This is a genomic window from Paracidovorax valerianellae (assembly GCF_900102625.1).
Lineage (GTDB): Bacteria > Pseudomonadota > Gammaproteobacteria > Burkholderiales > Burkholderiaceae_C > Paracidovorax > Paracidovorax valerianellae.
In genome coordinates this window covers 90,996-104,695 of the sequence record NZ_FMZC01000001.1, presented here as the reverse complement: position 1 = coordinate 104,695, position 13,700 = coordinate 90,996, and the positions used below count along the sequence as shown (strand labels likewise).

Below are 13,700 nucleotides of genomic sequence, written 5' to 3'. Positions count from 1 at the left end.
CCCATGCCTGTCATCAAAATACTGCCCCATTCCGAATATTGCCCTGCGGGAGCACAGATCACTGCGCCATCGGGTACCTCGATTTGCGAAGCCTTGCTCGACAACGGCATCAAGATCGAGCATGCCTGCGATATGAGCTGTGCCTGTACGACCTGTCATGTGATCGTGCGCGAGGGCGGTGCCTCCCTGAACGAAGCCGAGGAAGAAGAGGAAGATCTTCTGGACAGAGCTTGGGGCCTTGAGCCGCAATCCCGGCTCAGTTGCCAAGCTATCCTGGCTCAAAGCGATGTCACAGTAGAGATACCCAAGTACACCATCAACCATGCCAAGGAAAACCACTGATGTCTCGGCAGATCGTTCTGGACACTGAAACCACCGGTTTGTCGGCAGAAGGTGGAGACAGAATCATCGAGTTGGGCTGCGTGGAACTGCTGAATCGCAAACTCACGGGCAATAACCTGCATCTGTACTTCAATCCAGGCCGGGACAGCCACGAAGACGCGCTGAAGGTGCACGGCATTAGCAATGAGTTTCTGAGAGACAAGCCGAAGTTTGCAGAGATGGCGAACGACATCCTGCAGTATCTGCAGGGCGCTGAAATCATCATTCACAACGCTGCGTTCGATGTCGGCTTCCTCAACAAAGAACTGGAACTGACCGGTCGTCCTGGGTTCAAGACCTATGTAGAGAGCGTGACGGATACGCTCGTCATGGCCAAGGAAATGTTTCCAGGCAAGCGCAACTCGCTGGATGCGTTGTGTGATCGCTTGGGTGTCGACAATTCGGGCCGTACCTTGCACGGGGCGCTTCTGGATGCGGAGTTGCTGGCGGACGTCTACATCAACCTGACGCGTGGGCAGGATCCGTTGCTCATCTCCGACGACGAGAGCGAGGCCAAGTCTGGAATACGTGTCGCTCCTGTCGATCTGAGCGCCCTGGTTTTGCAGGTACTGACGGCCAGCGAACAAGAGTTATCGTTGCACGAAGAGACGCTCATTCAGATCGACAAGGCCAGCGGCGGAAAAACAATTTGGCGTGTCGAGTCCGGTATGGAAAAAGCTGTGCAATAATCATGGGCTTGTCGCAAGACAACACGGGTGATTAGCTCAGCGGTAGAGCACTGCCTTCACACGGCAGGGGTCACATGTTCGATCCATGTATCACCCACCAGTGTTTTTTGAGTCAGGAGTGCACAGCCATTGCTGACTCAGCGGGTGATTAGCTCAGCGGTAGAGCACTGCCTTCACACGGCAGGGGTCACATGTTCGATCCATGTATCACCCACCACATAAACCCCTGCAGACTTTGTCTGCAGGGGTTTTTTGTTGCGTGATGGTTGCTCGATATCGTCCCTGAAGCTTCGGCCACAATGTCTGGTTTCGACTTCGATACCGGCAGACGATGCTCACCTTTCACAATCCCCTGCACACTTCGCATGCCCCTGTGCATGAGTTCTTTCGTGGCGACCGTGTGCCCTGCTTTGAAAAGCCGGCGCGCCAGGATTATGTGGAGCAGCGTCTCAAGGAGCGAGGCCATGTTCTGCATGCACCTGATGTGGACAGCCTTGCAGTGCTCAAGCAGGTTCACGCGCCGAGGTACCTCGCTTTTTTGCAGACAGCTTGGCAACAGTGGATTGCGCAAGATCCAGCGAATGCCAGCGTCCAACCATTCCCGTCGGTGTGGCCAGTACGCAGTCTGCGATCCGACATCGAGCCGATGAACTTCACAGCGCGGCTGGGCCTTTATTCGATGGACAACGGGACCCCGTTGGCGCAGGGCACATGGGCTGCAGCCAAGGCCGGAGCAGATGCCGCTGCCAGTGCTGCCTCCGCGGTAGCAAGCGGCATCGCAAAAGCTGCTTTTTGTGTCACCCGCCCGCCGGGACACCATGCCGGGCCCGATTTCATGGGGGGGTATTGCTTTTTGAACAACGCGGCGGTTGCTGCGCAAACCTTGCTCAATTCAGGCATGGAGCGCGTCGTTGTGCTCGATGTGGACTACCACCATGGCAACGGAACCCAGAGCATTTTTTACGAGCGGCCTGACGTGTTGTTCATCAGCATTCACGGCGACCCGCTGACCGAATACCCTTTTTACCTTGGCCATGCGGATGAAACCGGGCAGGACGCGGGGGAGGGATTCAACTTGAATTTGCCTTTGCCGGCAGGCACTACGTTTGAAGAGTGGTTCGCGGCATTGGAGAAGGCTTGCGCGGCCATCTCGGTTTATGAACCACAGGCCCTGGTCGTCTCTCTGGGGCTGGACACTTTCGAGGGCGATCCCATTTCCCGCTTTTCACTGGCTTCCGATGATTTTTTGCAGATCGGCAAGCGATTGGCCCAATTGAAGGTGCCAACGGTATTTGTACTGGAAGGTGGTTACGCTGCGGCAGAGCTGGGCCTCAACGCAGTGAATGTGATAGATGGATTTGAGGCGATCGGACACAGCGGAGACATCGCGTGACGGGTTCCATAGATTCCGTCGATTGCGTCGTGATCGGCGCAGGCGTGGTGGGACTGGCCGTAGCGCGGGCCCTTGCACTGCGTGGCCGTGAAGTTCTGGTGCTAGAGGGTGCGGACGCCATCGGCACCGGTACCAGTTCACGCAACAGCGAAGTCATTCATGCAGGCATCTACTACCCCAAAGGCTCGCTCAAAGCGAGGCTTTGCGTGGAGGGCCGCGACATGCTGTACGCCTACTGTGAATCAAGGGGCATTCCCCATCGGCGTTGCGGAAAGCTGATCGTTGCAACGTCCGACGATCAAGTGAAAGCGCTGGAGGGAATCCGGCAGCGGGCTCTAGCCAACGGCGTATCCGATTTGCAATGGCTGACAAGGGACCAAGCCAGGGCCCTGGAGCCAGCGCTCGAATGCGTGGCTGCGCTACTGTCGCCCAGCACTGGCATCGTGGACAGCCACGCCTTCATGCTGTCTCTTCAAGGAGACTTGGAGCACGCCGGAGGAATCGTGGCGCTGAATTCGCCCGTGGCGCATGCTGAGACTGAGGGGGGTGCTATCGTTTTGGAAGCGGCCGACGGTACGAGGCTACAAGCGCGCGTATTGATCAACGCTGCCGGCCTCCAGGCGCCAGCCCTGGCGTCGCGGATTCGCGGGCTGGACCAGCGCCATGTTCCCGAGGCGCGGTACGCCAAAGGCAACTACTTCGTGCTCACGGGAGCATCGCCGTTTTCACGGTTGATCTATCCCGTGCCCGAAGCTGCAGGTTTGGGCGTGCATCTCACCCTCGACATGGGTCACCAGGCGAAGTTCGGTCCGGATGTGGAGTGGGTGGACTCTGCGGACGATCTCACGGTGGATCCGGCGCGCGGAGATGGCTTCTATGCCGAAGTGCGCCGCTACTGGCCAGGATTGCGCGACGGGGCATTGGTACCCGGCTATTCGGGCATCCGCCCGAAAATTAACGGTCCGCACGAAGCGGCAGCAGATTTCTGCATTCAGGGTCCAGAGACCCATGGTGTCCATGGCCTGGTCCAGCTGTTCGGTATCGAGTCACCCGGGCTTACCAGTGCAATGGCGCTGGGGGCGTATGTTGCGGAGAAGGCCTGTCGCTGACTTTCTCAGCCAAGCGGTCATGGCCTACGGCTCTGTGTAAAGGGTGTGACTAAGATGGGGCATCCGCCTACAACCTCGCTGGAGGCGGCGGATTACCTTTATTCCATGCTATGAAAGGCTTGTTCATGACTTCTGCATCCAACACCCTGTCTTCCGCGCAAAACGAATTGGAAAAACTGGTTTCCGATCTGCGAGGTCTCCTGTCGAGCAAGGATTTGGACAGCGTCCCTGAAATCAAGCAGCTTCGCCAACGTCTGGATGAAGGAATTCACTCGGTCCGCGATTCCGCCGTGCGTGCAGCACAGGATGCGGCTTATCAAGCCAAAGAGGCCGCACGCGCCGCTGACCGCTACGCCCACGACGAACCTTGGCGCGTGGCGACGGCTGCATTGGCTGCCGGTGCATTGGTCGGCTTCCTGCTGGCACGCCGTTAACCCCTTTCATATCAATTACCTGATGGCTCAAGAGAGGCGCGCATGAATTGGTTGGCACTTCTGGGTTTGGATGGCTGGGTGGCGCGATGGCGCGCTGCAGTCATTGAAGGGGCCATTGCTGCGGAAGATCGGCTGGATCTGGCAAGGCTGGAATGGGCCGATCAGAAACGCCGCTTGGGCCTGATGGTGGTGCTGGTGATCGCTCTGGGCGGCCTGACCGTGGTGACCATGGTGCTCGCCTCCCTTGCCATCCTGGTGCAGTTTTGGGACTCCCCCCAGCGCACGATGGTTGGGTGGCTTGTGGCAGGCACTTGGCTGGTGCTCTGGGCTGGCGCGCTGATCGCGTTGGTCTCCATAGCGCGAAAGGCCGGCAATGCCTTTGCATTGACCCGTCAAGAGCTCGCCCAGGATTGGCGTGATATCAAGGAAAGGCTGTGACGAGCATGGCATCTCAATCGAATAGTAATCAGGGAGCCACCGCTGCAAGTGAAAGCCAGCAGCGCGTTCTGGAGCGCATTGCCTTGCAGCGCCAGCGTCTGAGGGCGCGCCGCGCGGCGCACTCCCAAGCCATGCAGGTTCAGGCGGCGCAGGAACAACAACAGGCCAGCGATCCCGATACGCCCTTGAGCCTTCGGCTGCTGGCCTTTGCTCGCTCTCATCCTGCGGCCGTAGCGGTGGCAGCCGGCTTGGCCGTGGTCGCCGGTCCGTCGCGACTGATACGTTGGGCGGGATTGGTCATGCCGCTCATCATGCGGATGCGGCGTTGATCCGCCTTTGAAAAGGCGCTGGGCTAGCTCAGCGAATCGAATGATGAAAAGGACCCGCACGGGTCCTTTTCAGTTTCTGCCACTTGCCTTGATCGCGCGAGCGGCTTGGGGGATCAGCGCCGGGCCTTGGTAAATCAATCCTGTATAGATTTGCACGACATCCGCGCCGGCCTTTATTTTGCTGACGGCATCTTCCGCGCTGAAGATACCGCCCACCCCGATGATCGGAAATTCTGAGCCCAGTGCTTGACGCAATTGACGGATGACACGGTTGCTGGCCTCCAGCACCGGCGCTCCGCTGAGTCCACCGGTTTCTTCGGAATGGACCATGCCTTTGACTGCCTCCCGACTGATCGTCGTATTGGTCGCCACCACGCCGTCCATGCCATGACGCTGCAAAGTCGCTGCAATCAACTGCACCTGGGTGGCATCTAAATCGGGAGCGATCTTCACGAACAGTGGGACGCGGCGAGGCGCTCCATCTGCGCGCGGGTGGCGCAATGCCAGCACTTCTCTGCGTTCAGCGAGGGCGCCCAGCAGTCCGTCCAGTGCTTCATCGCTTTGGAGCGCACGAAGGTTCTGCGTATTGGGCGAGCTGATGTTGACCGTCACATAGTCCGCATGCGGATACACGCCGTCCAGACACGCAAGATAGTCCGCCGTAGCGTTCTCGATGGGTGTCGCCGCGTTTTTACCGATGTTCAGGCCCAGCAACATCGGACGCTTGCCCGCCTGCGTGCGAAAGCGCGCCCGCTGCACGTTGTGCAAAAACGCATCGAGTCCTTCGTTGTTGAACCCCAGCCGGTTGATGAGTGCATTGGCCTCTGGCAAACGGAACATGCGTGGCTTCGGGTTGCCTGGCTGGCCTTTGGGGGTGACCGTGCCCACCTCGACGAATCCGAAACCCATGGCGCCGAGGGCGTCGATACAACGTGCGTTCTTGTCCAGGCCTGCCGCCAGGCCAACGCGGTTTGGGAAAGTAAGGCCCGCCAAAGTCACCGGGTCTTCCACGGCTTCGTTGCACCAGGCCCACTGCAGGGGCGTGCGCTGACCGCGTGCCAGCATGTCCATGGTCAGTTCGTGGGCGGCTTCGGCATCCATGCCGAAAAGAAGAGGGCGTGCGAGGGCGTAGGGGATCAGTGACATGGGGATAATTCGGTGATTACTTCGGATTTTCCTCCATGACGACTCCTTCTTCCTTCACGCAAGACGAACTCAAGGCTCTGGTGGGCCAAGCGGCCTTGCAATATGTGGTGCCCGGCGAGATTGTTGGCGTAGGCACCGGCTCGACGGTGAACCACTTCATCACCGCACTTGCTGGCATGAAAAGCGAAATCCGCGGAGCCGTTTCCAGTTCGGAAGCCAGCACCCAAAGGCTCAAGGCTTTGGGCATTCCCGTATTCGATTCGAATGAAGTGGAGTCTCTCGCGGTGTACATCGATGGCGCCGATGAAATCGATGCCCACGGACACATGGTGAAAGGCGGAGGCGCCGCACTCACGCGGGAAAAAATAGTCGCCGCACTGGCCGGCCAGTTCGTCTGCATTGCCGATGAATCGAAACTGGTGGACACGCTGGGCCACTTTCCTTTGCCGGTGGAAGTGATCCCCATGGCGGCGCAGCAAATCGCTCGCCGGTTCGCAGCGATGGGCGGCCAGGCCACGCTGCGGCAAAAGGACGGTGCACCGCTGGTCACCGACAACCATCAGCACATTCTCGATGTGCGAGGGTTGCGCATCAGCGATCCGCTGGCATTCGAATCATTGGTGAACCAATGGCCGGGCGTCATAACGGTAGGCGTGTTTGCTCACCAGAAGGCCCACGTTTGTCTGCTGGGCACCGCACAGGGCGTGCGCACCGTTCAGTACTGAGCATCCACGCTTTAAATGCAGTCCCTTTGAATGCGCGCGTTCGAGCGGTGCAAACAATAACGGGATGCGCGATGGCTTAAAAACCGTCGCGCATCCCGTTGTGGGCAGTGACTGCCGTGTTTTTTTAGAAGCTGATGCCGGCGGGATTGCTTGGCGTTCTGCCGCCGTTGCCGGTTGGCGCGGCAGGGCGGGGTGCTTCTGCCGCGGGAGCCGCCTGCGTTGCAGCGGCTGCCGGCGCGGCCGGCTTGGCGGCCACCAGCGGCGAGGCAGGCGCGCGGCGATAGCTCGGCGGTAGCGCGGATTGCTTGGGGTAGCCGGCAGCATCCAGATACTGGGTCCATTCGCTGTCTGCAAAGCCGATCAGCTGTTGGGAGCCAATGGTCCCGAAGGGCAGGCTGGTCGATCCGCTCAGGCGCTTGAGCGCTTCGGCATCCTCTTCGGTGTTCACCGTTCGCTCCGAGAAAGGCACCCCCCGGTTCATCAGCAGGTTGCGCGCGCTCACGCAGGGTGTGCAATCGTTGCCGGTGTAGAGCGTGACAGGAAATCGCGTGGCCACCTGCTGCAACTCATACGGCAGCGCAGGGCCGGTGGCACGGCCGCCACCCACCTGTGCTGGCGGCGTCTTGGCATCGGGCGCGCGATCGGAAAAGGTCACCTTTCCATCAGGACCGACGATGCGGTACACCTGCTGGGCCTGTGCGGGCAGTGCGCTTGCCGCCAGGAGGGCAGAGGCCAGCAGCGCGGTGGCAAAGAGCGGTTGCGTCATGTCTGAAGACTCCAGAGCGAAAGAGGACGGTCGGAAAGAGGTCAGGCATTGCCGGCCATGCCCTGGTGGCGCAGCAGCGCGTCCAGGCTGGGCGCGCGGCCTCGGAACGCCTTGAACGATTCCATGGCAGGGCGGCTGCCGCCCGCTTCGAGAATGGCTTGGCGATAGCGCCGCCCGGTTTCTGCGCTGGGCATGCCATCTGTGCCGGCGGTTTCCTCGAAAGCGGCATAGGCATCCGCGCTGAGGACCTCCGCCCACTTGTAGCTGTAGTAGCCCGCAGCGTACCCACCGGCAAAAATGTGGCTGAAGGTGTGCGCGGTGCGGCTGAACGCAGGCGGCGTGAGCACCGATACCTCGCTGCGGACCTGCGCCAGCAGCGGCATGAAGTCTTGCGACGGGTCGTGCGAGGTGTGCAGCAACATGTCGAACAGTGCGAACTCGATTTGGCGCAGTGTGCCCATTCCGCTCTGAAAGTTCTTGGCCGCGATCATCTTGTCGAACAGTGCGCGCGGCAACGGCTCGCCGCTCTCCACATGGGCCGTCATGTGCTTGAGCACATCCCATTCCCAGCAGAAGTTCTCCATGAACTGGCTGGGCAGCTCGACGGCGTCCCACTCCACGCCGCTGATGCCGGAGACATCGCGCTCGTTGATCTGCGTGAGCATGTGGTGCAGGCCATGGCCGAACTCGTGGAACAGCGTGATGACGTCGTCGTGCGTGAGCAGCGGCGGCGCTCCGTTGACGCCCTCGGCAAAGTTGCACACCAGGTGCGCCACAGGCGTTTGCAGCTTGCCCGTGTCGGGCCGCAGCCAGCGTGTGCGCACGTCGTCCATCCACGCGCCGCCGCGTTTGCCGTTGCGTGCCGGCTGGTCGAGATAGAACTGGCCGACGAGTTCGCTGCCGCGTTCGATGCGATAGAACTCCACGGCCGGATTCCAGACGGGCGCGCTGTCGCGGCGGATGGCCACTTCGAACAGCGTTTCGACGATCTTGAACAGGCCGGCCAACACTTTCGGCGCGGTGAAATACTGTTTGACCTCTTGCTCGCTGAAGGCGTATCGAGCTTCCTTCAGCTTTTCGGAGATGTAAGGCCAGTCCCAGGCCTGCGGATCGGGGACCCCTAAGTCTTTTGCGGCAAAAGCGCGCATGTCGGCAATGTCTTTTTCAGCATAGGGCCGGGCGCGGCGGGCGAGGTCGCGCAGGAAGTCGATGACCTCCTGCGGGGAGTCGGCCATTTTCGCGACGACCGATACTTCCCCGAAATTGGCGTAGCCCAGCAATTGGGCTTCTTCCTTGCGCAGCGCGAGGATCTCGCGGATGAGCGCGCTGTTGTCGAAGCGCTTGGCGTCGCCCTCAGCCTGATCGGATGCGCGGGTGACGTATGCGCGGTACAGCGTTTCGCGCAGCTTGCTGCTGCGGGCGAACTGCATCACCGGCAGGTAGCACGGCATCTTCAGGGTGAGCTTGTAGCCTTCCTTGCCTTCGGCTTGCGCAGCAGCCAGCGCGGCTTGCTTCACGTCGTCTGGCAATCCTTCCAGCTCGTCTGCACCGGCGTAGTAGGCAAACGCATCGGTCGCATCGAGTGCGTTTTCGCTGAACTTCTGGCTCAACTCTGCTTGGCGTTCCTGGATTTGCGCGAAGCGTTCGCGAGCAGCACCTTGCGACTCTGCGCCCGACAGCACGAAATTGCGGATCGCATTGCGCCACGCCTGCCGTTGCTCGGTGTTCAAGGTTTGCGGGTCGATGGCCTTGTACTTGGCGTACAGGCGCTCGTCGGCACCCAGGCGCGTCCAGAACTCGGTCACACGCGGCAAGGCTTCGTTGTAGGCGGCCCGCAACTCGGGCGTGTCGGCCACGCTGTTCAAATGGCTCACGGCACCCCAGGCGCGTCCCAATGCTTCGGTGGCGACATCCAGAACCTCCGCGATCGATTCCCAGCGCGCCGGAAAGTCCGGCGCCGTGACGGTTTCCAGTGCGGCGCTGGCCCGTTGCAGCAGCACATCGACGGCGGGTGCCACGTCGGTGGGCTGAATGCGGTCGAACAGGGGAAGGTCGGAGGATTCGAGGAGGGGATTGCTCATGCGCGATTAGATGGCGTCGGATGGGGCAGGTTCAAGCCGGTCGTTTCAGCGAAATCTCAAGCCGCTGCGCGCTCCGCGGCTTCCAGGGTGTTCACGAGCAGCATGGTGATGGTCATGGGGCCGACACCACCGGGCACGGGCGTGATCCAGCCCGCCACCTCGCTCACGCCGGCAAAGTCCACGTCGCCGCAGAGCTTGCCTTCATGGTTGCGGTTCATGCCCACATCGATCACGACCGCCCCGGGCTTGACCATTTCGGCGGTGAGCACGTTGCGCTTGCCCACGGCAGCCACGATCACGTCGGCCTGCAGTGTCTGGGCTTTGAGGTCTTGCGTCGCGCTGTGGCAGATCGTCACGGTGGCGTTCTGTTGCAGCAGCATGAGCGCCATGGGCTTGCCCACGATGTTGCTGCGGCCGATGACCACCGCGTGCTTGCCCTTGAGCGAGTAGCCGATCGATTCGAGCATCTTCATGCAGCCGTAGGGCGTGCAGGGCCAGAAGCCGGCCATGCCGGTCATGAGCGCGCCGGCGCTGGCGATGTGAAAGCCGTCCACGTCCTTGGCGGGCGAGATGGCCTCGATCACCTTTTGCGCGTCGATGTGCGCCGGCAGCGGCAACTGCACCAGGATGCCGTGGATGGCGGGGTCGTTGTTCAGGGCATCGACGCGGGCGAGCAGCTCGGCCTCGGTCATGGTGGCGTCGTACTTTTCCATCACCGAATGCAGACCGCTGTCTTCGCACGCCTTGACCTTGTTGCGCACGTAGACCTGGCTGGCAGGGTTGTCGCCCACCAGAACCACGGCCAGGCCGGGAACGGTGCCCCGCGCTTTCAGGGCGGCGGCGCGCTGGGCCACTTCAGTGCGCAATTGGCGGGAGAGCGCGTTGCCGTCGATCAGTTGGGCTGTCATCGTCGAAAAACTCAGGTTAGCAATGAAAACTGCTGCCCACCGCCGTCTTTATTGCGCTGGCAGCTATCAAATCAGGAGCGACTGCCGTCAGCCCTTGGGAGCGTTTTGGCCGAGGGCGATCTTGAGCAGGTCGGCCACGGTGTTGGCGTTCAGCTTTTCCATGATGTTGGCGCGGTGCGCCTCCACCGTCTTGATGCTGATTCCGAGGTCGTCGGCGATCTGCTTGTTCAGGCGGCCAGCGACGATGCGCTCCAGCACCTGGGCTTCGCGGCCGGTGAGCTTGGACAGCAGAGCGTCGCGGCTGGCGGCCTGCTGGTGGCCGGCGAACGATTCACGCGCCCGGTCGAGCATGCGGTCAACCAGGCCCACGAGTTCTTCTTCGTTGAAGGGCTTCTGGATGAAGTCCAGCGCGCCTTTTTTCATGGTGTTCACGGCCATGGGCACGTCACCGTGGCCAGTGATGAAGACAACAGGCAGGGGGGATTTGCGTTCGAGCAGACGGTCTTGCAGTTCCAGGCCGGTCATGCCGCCCATGCGGATGTCCACGATCAGGCAGGCGACTTCGCGGGGGTCGTAGCGCGAGAGGAAGGATTCCGCCGAATCAAAGCAGCGCACCCGGTAGTCCTTGCCTTCCAGCAACCACTGCAGGGAGTCGCGGACGGCTTCGTCGTCATCCACGACGTAGACGGTGCCTTTTTTCGGAATCAAGCTCATGCAGGGGTCCTTGGATGTGATGCGTTTGCTACAGAATTCGTAGTGGCATCCGCAGGCTGCGCCAGCGGAAGCCAGAAGGAGAACCGGCAGCCGGTGACCTCCGTTCCATTGTAGAGGTTCTCCGCCTGCATCCTCCCCTGGTGGGACTCGACGATGCTGCGGCACAGGTTCAGGCCCATGCCCATGCCTTCCTGCTTGGTGGAGAAGAAAGCCTCGAACAGATGCTCCAGCACTTCGGGTGCCAGGCCCTTGCCGGTGTCCTGCACCGTGAACTCGATCACCTCGCGTCCTTCGACCTGTCGCGGCACGACCCGCAGCTCCACGCTGCGCCGTGGCGGCGGGCGCTGGGCGTGCTCGATGGACTCGGCGCCGTTCTTCATCAGGTTGACCAGCACCTGCTCGATCAGGATAGTGTCCGCCATCACCTGCGGCAGCCGCGCCGCCAGGTAATGGGTCAGGCGCACGTTGTGCCGGCGCAGCTCGATGTCGGCCAGTTCCACGGCCTCGGTCACCATGGTGTGGACGTCTGCCAGCGCCCGGTTGGGCTCGCTGCGTTTCACGAAGGCGCGGATGCGCTGGATGATCTGCCCCGCGCGCTGCGCCTGGTGAGCAGTCTTCTGCAACGCGGAGAGCAAGGCTTCTTCGGTGATCTGACCGCTTTCGATGCGCGAGACCATGCCGCTGCAGTAATTGCTGATGGCGGTGAGCGGCTGGTTCAACTCGTGTGCCACGCTGGAGGCCATCTCGCCCATGGTGATCAGGCGGCTGACCGACTGGGCTCGCTCGGCTTGGCGCGCGGCTTGCTCTTCGGCCTGCCGGCGCGGCGTGATGTCGGTGGCGATCACCATCTGCGCCAGGCGGCCGTCCACCCAGTTCAGGTAGCGTGATCGCACTTCCAGCCATTTGCCCAGGTCGGGCAGGTAGATTTCGGCGTTTTCCGACCGGGCGCTGGTGAGCGGATCGGTGGGCAGGCCCATCAGACCGTCTTCGTCGTCCATGCCGCGGGAACTGGCGGTGGTGGAGGGCAGCACGCCCGCCTGCGCCACCAGTTGCAGATGCCCGCCGGTCTGCGAGCCGAACCACTGGCGGTACAGCTTGTTGGCGAACAGCAGTTCCTCGCTGCCCAGGGGCGCCACCGACACCGAAGCGTCGAGGGACTCCAGCACGATGGTGAAGCGCTCGTGCGATGCAGAAAGCTGCTCGCGCACGCGGTTCGGCTCGGTGATGTCGGTCATCGACGTCATCCATCCGGTCTGGTGCCCGTGCGCGTCGATCAGCGGCGAAACGTAGAGCCGCGCATCGAACAATGTGCCGCTCTTGCGCTTCACCCGCACCTGAAAGCCGCCGAGCGAGACCTTGCCGCTGAGTTCATCACGCAGTTTGGCGTGCAGCGCTTCATGATCGCTTTCGGGCCAATAGGTATAGGGCGGCGATTGGCCCACCAGATCGGCCTCGTTCCAGCCCGTCATCTGGCAGAACGCCGCGTTCACATAGGTGATGCGGCCTTGCATATCCAGCGCACGCATACCGGTGAGGATGGAGTTCTCCATCGCGCGGCGGAAGTTGGTCTCCGCCACCAGCGCCTGCTGGGCCTGCATGCGCCGCCGCGTGTGGCGCCAGGTGGCGATCAGCAGCCAGGCGGTCATCGCGCTCAGCGTGCCCACCAGCCAGAACAGCCCGCTGCCGACCACGCCGAGCGAGGTCCGATAAGCCTGTGCGCGCAGCACCAGCCCGTTGCCCACGGGGGACACCGGCACTTCGTATTCGTTGGCCCGCACCGTCCACGGCAGCAAGCCCGAGGCGGCCCGCGGCGTGAGGGCGCTGCCCGCCAGCACCTGATCGCGCCCGTCCAGCAGGGTGACGGCATACCGCGCGAGCACTTCGGTCGGCGTGCCGTAGCGCAGCAGACTGTCGATTGAATATTCGGCGAGCACGACGCCCGTGAACTTGCCCTGCGCGGCCAGCGGCACCTGCAGTTGCAGCAGCGGAGCGGTCTCGCCCTCGGTGCCGTTGGGCTGGGCGTACACGGGTTGCTGCAGATCGCGCGCCAGGCCGAACGTGTCGGCCGTGTCGCCGTTCTTCAGCACTTCGCCGGCCACGCGCAACTGCCCGCTGGTGACCGTGGGCGCGGCGTGGCTGGCGCGGATGCGGCGGCGATCGTCGATCCAGCTGATCGCCTGCAGCTCGGGGTACTGGCTGATGAGGCCCTCGGCGCGCGCCACGAAGTCGGCGCGTTCGAGGTCCTGATTGGAGAGATCGCGCGCGATGCGCATGATCTGCTCCTGCCGCTCCAGCAGCCGCAGCCGCACGCGCTGCTGCGCGTATTCCACGTCGCGCTTGAGGGCTTCCTGCTCGCGCTCGCCTTCTTCCATGCGCAAATACCAGAAGGCCGCCACGATGGCCGCGAGAAACATGAGCACGGCGGCCAGTGGCGCCAGAGCCGCGAAGCGGTCCTGACGCGTGGGCGAGAGGCTGCGCCACCAGGTGCGCCACCAGCGGGCCGGGGCGGCCATGGCAGGGCCGATGGCCGAGGGAGAAGAGGGCGGGCGATCCATGGGCCGAGTGTAGGGGAGCGCCATGCCGCGTA

The 13,700-nt window shown here is 62.1% G+C and carries 14 protein-coding genes and 2 tRNA genes; 10 read left to right on the top strand and 6 right to left on the bottom strand.

Going from position 1 to position 13,700, the window contains the following annotated elements; all coding sequences use genetic code 11:
• Positions 1-3 precede the first annotated feature (3 nt).
• From fdx to BLT03_RS00460, 9 genes are all read left to right on the top strand, one after another.
• Positions 4-342: an ISC system 2Fe-2S type ferredoxin gene (gene fdx / locus BLT03_RS00500; RefSeq protein ID WP_092739248.1), complete on the top strand. Its 339-nt coding sequence runs from the start codon at positions 4-6 to the stop codon at positions 340-342.
• Entirely contained in the window at positions 342-1,070 is a 729-nt protein-coding gene (gene dnaQ, locus BLT03_RS00495; RefSeq protein WP_092739246.1) for a DNA polymerase III subunit epsilon, read from the top strand. The genes fdx and dnaQ overlap by 1 nt, the downstream gene beginning before the upstream one ends.
• Positions 1,071-1,095: 25 nt before the next feature.
• Positions 1,096-1,170 (top strand) — tRNA-Val (locus tag BLT03_RS00490).
• 42 nt (positions 1,171-1,212) lie between these two features.
• Positions 1,213-1,287: transfer RNA gene (locus BLT03_RS00485), tRNA-Val, on the top strand.
• A 114-nt stretch (positions 1,288-1,401) separates the two neighbouring features.
• Positions 1,402-2,463 carry a histone deacetylase family protein gene (locus BLT03_RS00480; RefSeq protein ID WP_092739244.1) on the top strand — a complete coding sequence of 354 codons (1,062 nt, stop codon included), beginning with the start codon at positions 1,402-1,404 and terminating at the stop codon, positions 2,461-2,463.
• Positions 2,460-3,572, top strand: coding sequence for an NAD(P)/FAD-dependent oxidoreductase (locus BLT03_RS00475; protein WP_245711176.1), 1,113 nt, complete (start codon positions 2,460-2,462; stop codon positions 3,570-3,572). Before BLT03_RS00480 ends, BLT03_RS00475 begins: the two co-directional genes overlap by 4 nt.
• A gap of 125 nt (positions 3,573-3,697) precedes the next feature.
• A complete protein-coding gene (locus tag BLT03_RS00470; protein WP_092740009.1) occupies positions 3,698-4,006 on the top strand; it encodes an ElaB/YgaM/YqjD family protein in 309 nt (102 codons plus the stop codon).
• 42 nt (positions 4,007-4,048) lie between these two features.
• Positions 4,049-4,444 carry a phage holin family protein gene (locus BLT03_RS00465; RefSeq protein WP_092739242.1) on the top strand — a complete coding sequence of 132 codons (396 nt, stop codon included), beginning with the start codon at positions 4,049-4,051 and terminating at the stop codon, positions 4,442-4,444.
• 5 nt (positions 4,445-4,449) lie between these two features.
• Entirely contained in the window at positions 4,450-4,773 is a 324-nt protein-coding gene (locus BLT03_RS00460) for a hypothetical protein (RefSeq protein WP_092739240.1), read from the top strand.
• 69 nt (positions 4,774-4,842) lie between these two features.
• On the opposite strand, the gene BLT03_RS00455 is transcribed toward BLT03_RS00460, so the two are convergent.
• On the bottom strand, positions 4,843-5,919 hold the full coding sequence (locus tag BLT03_RS00455; RefSeq protein WP_092739238.1) for a quinone-dependent dihydroorotate dehydrogenase: 1,077 nt from the start codon (positions 5,917-5,919) through the stop codon (positions 4,843-4,845).
• A 35-nt stretch (positions 5,920-5,954) separates the two neighbouring features.
• On the opposite strand from BLT03_RS00455, the gene rpiA reads away from it, so the two are divergent.
• Positions 5,955-6,644: a ribose-5-phosphate isomerase RpiA gene (gene rpiA, locus BLT03_RS00450; RefSeq protein ID WP_092739236.1), complete on the top strand. Its 690-nt coding sequence runs from the start codon at positions 5,955-5,957 to the stop codon at positions 6,642-6,644.
• Positions 6,645-6,768: 124 nt separating this feature from the next.
• On the opposite strand, the gene BLT03_RS00445 is transcribed toward rpiA, so the two are convergent.
• From BLT03_RS00445 to BLT03_RS00425, 5 genes are all read right to left on the bottom strand, one after another.
• Positions 6,769-7,410: a glutaredoxin family protein gene (locus BLT03_RS00445; protein WP_092739234.1), complete on the bottom strand. Its 642-nt coding sequence runs from the start codon at positions 7,408-7,410 to the stop codon at positions 6,769-6,771.
• 41 nt (positions 7,411-7,451) lie between these two features.
• Positions 7,452-9,491: a M3 family metallopeptidase gene (locus tag BLT03_RS00440; protein WP_092739232.1), complete on the bottom strand. Its 2,040-nt coding sequence runs from the start codon at positions 9,489-9,491 to the stop codon at positions 7,452-7,454.
• A 56-nt stretch (positions 9,492-9,547) separates the two neighbouring features.
• Entirely contained in the window at positions 9,548-10,399 is an 852-nt protein-coding gene (folD, locus tag BLT03_RS00435) for a bifunctional methylenetetrahydrofolate dehydrogenase/methenyltetrahydrofolate cyclohydrolase FolD (RefSeq protein WP_092739230.1), read from the bottom strand.
• Between the two features lie 87 nt (positions 10,400-10,486).
• A complete protein-coding gene (locus tag BLT03_RS00430) occupies positions 10,487-11,113 on the bottom strand; it encodes a response regulator transcription factor (protein WP_092739228.1) in 627 nt (208 codons plus the stop codon).
• Complete coding sequence (locus BLT03_RS00425) at positions 11,110-13,668, bottom strand: PAS domain S-box protein (protein ID WP_092740007.1); 2,559 nt, start codon at positions 13,666-13,668, stop codon at positions 11,110-11,112. The genes BLT03_RS00430 and BLT03_RS00425 overlap by 4 nt, the downstream gene beginning before the upstream one ends.
• Positions 13,669-13,700: the final 32 nt, after the last annotated feature.

Excerpts from the sequence above, each read along its gene's own strand:
- fdx (WP_092739248.1), top strand. The coding sequence starts at position 4 with ATGCCTGTCATCAAAATACTGCCCCATTCCGAATATTGCCCTGCGGGA.
- dnaQ (WP_092739246.1), top strand. The coding sequence starts at position 342 with ATGTCTCGGCAGATCGTTCTGGACACTGAAACCACCGGTTTGTCGGCA.
- BLT03_RS00480 (WP_092739244.1), top strand. The coding sequence starts at position 1,402 with ATGCTCACCTTTCACAATCCCCTGCACACTTCGCATGCCCCTGTGCAT.
- BLT03_RS00470 (WP_092740009.1), top strand. The coding sequence starts at position 3,698 with ATGACTTCTGCATCCAACACCCTGTCTTCCGCGCAAAACGAATTGGAA.
- BLT03_RS00465 (WP_092739242.1), top strand. The coding sequence starts at position 4,049 with ATGAATTGGTTGGCACTTCTGGGTTTGGATGGCTGGGTGGCGCGATGG.
- BLT03_RS00460 (WP_092739240.1), top strand. The coding sequence starts at position 4,450 with ATGGCATCTCAATCGAATAGTAATCAGGGAGCCACCGCTGCAAGTGAA.
- BLT03_RS00455 (WP_092739238.1), bottom strand. The coding sequence starts at position 5,919 with ATGTCACTGATCCCCTACGCCCTCGCACGCCCTCTTCTTTTCGGCATG.
- rpiA (WP_092739236.1), top strand. The coding sequence starts at position 5,955 with ATGACGACTCCTTCTTCCTTCACGCAAGACGAACTCAAGGCTCTGGTG.
- BLT03_RS00445 (WP_092739234.1), bottom strand. The coding sequence starts at position 7,410 with ATGACGCAACCGCTCTTTGCCACCGCGCTGCTGGCCTCTGCCCTCCTG.
- BLT03_RS00440 (WP_092739232.1), bottom strand. The coding sequence starts at position 9,491 with ATGAGCAATCCCCTCCTCGAATCCTCCGACCTTCCCCTGTTCGACCGC.
- folD (WP_092739230.1), bottom strand. The coding sequence starts at position 10,399 with ATGACAGCCCAACTGATCGACGGCAACGCGCTCTCCCGCCAATTGCGC.
- BLT03_RS00430 (WP_092739228.1), bottom strand. The coding sequence starts at position 11,113 with ATGAGCTTGATTCCGAAAAAAGGCACCGTCTACGTCGTGGATGACGAC.
- BLT03_RS00425 (WP_092740007.1), bottom strand. The coding sequence starts at position 13,668 with ATGGATCGCCCGCCCTCTTCTCCCTCGGCCATCGGCCCTGCCATGGCC.